Source organism: Romboutsia sp. 13368, from assembly GCF_018336475.1.
In the GTDB taxonomy this organism is placed as follows: Bacteria; Bacillota; Clostridia; order Peptostreptococcales; family Peptostreptococcaceae; genus Romboutsia.
In genome coordinates, this window is sequence record NZ_CP048741.1 from 1,530,331 (window position 1) to 1,532,087 (window position 1,757).

The 1,757-nt window shown below is 19.1% G+C and carries 1 pseudogene; it reads left to right on the forward strand.

What is annotated here, in order from left to right:
* Nucleotides 1-8 precede the first annotated feature (8 nt).
* Nucleotides 9-1,757 (forward strand): annotated as a pseudogene (locus G3997_RS06175) (right-handed parallel beta-helix repeat-containing protein); the annotation flags it as partial.

The window sequence follows — 1,757 nt, forward strand, 5'->3', positions numbered from 1 at the left end:
GTAAATTCATGAACCCTACAGATGATTTATATGATTATTTTTTTAATAATTCTTCATGCCCTTTTTATCTTGAAAATATTAATATAAATAATCTAGATAATATAATATACTTAACAGAAAATGGATTTAGCGAGCCAGTTGGAGTTTATGATATAAAAACTAAAACAGCAAAGCTTACTAAATCTATAGTTGATAAGGAACTAGTTATTACAATAAGTGATATTACTTTTAACGGAAATAACAATTCTATTAAAAATAATTCTTTAGATATATGTGTTTTAATAAAAGAAGGTATAAAAAATATTTTCATCGAAAATTTATATTTAAATTCATCAAATATAGATGTTTATATTGAGCCATTTTGTGAAAATATAAAATTTAAAAACTGTGTATTTGAAGGGGAAAATATAGGAGTGAACTTTTTTGTATCTAAAAATATTTTGATAGAATCTAGCAATTTTTATCTTAATGATACTGGTATACTTTTAATTGGATGTAAGGACTGTATTATAAAATCTAATAAGTTTATATCCAATGATAGAGGCATCTACTTTTTTGAGAACAATAGTAATTGTAATATAATAGATAATTTATTCTCAGATTGTTTTGAAGGAATTTCTATGTACTTAAAAAATAGTTTTAATATAATAGATAGCAATAAGTTTCAAAATGAAAATAATATTATAAAGCAATATTGTATATCTATCTTAGGTAATAATAACTATAATAAAATATCTAAAAATTTAATGATTTTTTCAAATAAAACTATAACTTATGATATAGGTAGCATTAATTCTGAGCTTATTGGTATTTATATTTATGTTGATATAAATATATCTAATACTATATCCAAAAACAAAATAGTATTTAAAAATAATAAATTAAACCTTAATAATACTTCTCCAATTATACTCCTATCTGGAATTTATTCATCTGGTAATAATAGTGATTTAGAAATAAGCTATAATGAAATAGACATTATAAACAATGAGTTTAATATTACAAAAGGAATTTCACCCTATTTATCATTAAGCAATATATATTTATCAAAACATAGTAAATGTATAATAAAAAATAATTTTTTTAGAATAAGCAATAACCAATCTAATTTAAAGTCAAATAATTCTTATTTTGAAATTTCAAACTTAAAACTTGATAAATATAATAAATCTATAAAAATTCTCTATAATGAATTTGATATAAACCAAAATAAATCTATCAATATATTTTCAAGTCTTAATATCTTTAATATATCTTTAATTAATAATAATTCAGATTTAGATATAAAAGATAATCTTTTTAAAATCAACGATAATAGCTATGGATATATAACTAGTATTAATTTATATAATAAAAACTATGGAAATAAAATATCTTACAATAAATTTATTTCTCTAGATGGAATATCAATACTATTAGATATTGAAAATATAAGTAATGTAATAGCATATAATGATATAACCTGTAACAACTTTACTATATTATTAAATGAAGAAAACAATTCTAATATAATAAAAGAAAATACACTCTCTACTCTAGCATCTTCAAACATATTATTAATTTTTAATAATACTAATAATTTAATAAGTGAAAACTATATAGAAAATAATTTATTCGGAATATTTATACTAAATAATACTAGTAACTTCAATAGTATTATTTCAAATGAATTTTATAAAACCTCTCAAAATATTTCAACTTCTGATGAGTCCTATAACTATCTATTTAATAATACAAAATATCTTATAGAAGATAAT